This is a genomic window from Halomonas sp. SIMBA_159, from assembly GCF_046536035.1.
Taxonomy (GTDB): domain Bacteria; phylum Pseudomonadota; class Gammaproteobacteria; order Pseudomonadales; family Halomonadaceae; genus Vreelandella; species Vreelandella venusta_A.
The window spans coordinates 1-251 of record NZ_JAWJBT010001155.1 but is presented as its reverse complement, the minus strand read 5'-3'; the positions used below and the strand labels follow the sequence as shown (position 1 = coordinate 251).

Annotated in this window: 1 protein-coding gene; it reads left to right on the top strand. The window is 79.7% G+C overall.

Annotation, left to right across the window (positions count from 1 at the left end; genetic code table 11):
* Window positions 1–251, top strand: a 251-nt coding sequence (locus R0J87_RS22900) for an E3 binding domain-containing protein (RefSeq protein WP_498889234.1), incomplete at both ends; no start/stop codon positions are given.

Genomic DNA, 251 nt, shown 5'->3' with positions numbered 1-251 from the left:
CCCGTCGGCCAGCCCATCGCCGTGCTTTCGACGGCCAGGCCCGACGCGCCGGTCCAGCGCGGCATCAAGTCGGGCGCCCCCGCGCCGCAACCCGAGGCGGCGGCCCCCGCCCCGGCGGCGGAGCAGGCGGCGAAACCCGACGTGTCCGAACCGCGGCAAAAGCCCGCGCCGCAGCCCGCGCCGGGCGGACGTGTTCTGGCCTCGCCCAAGGCGCGGCGGCTGGCCGCCGAGCAGGGACTCGACCTCGCCCG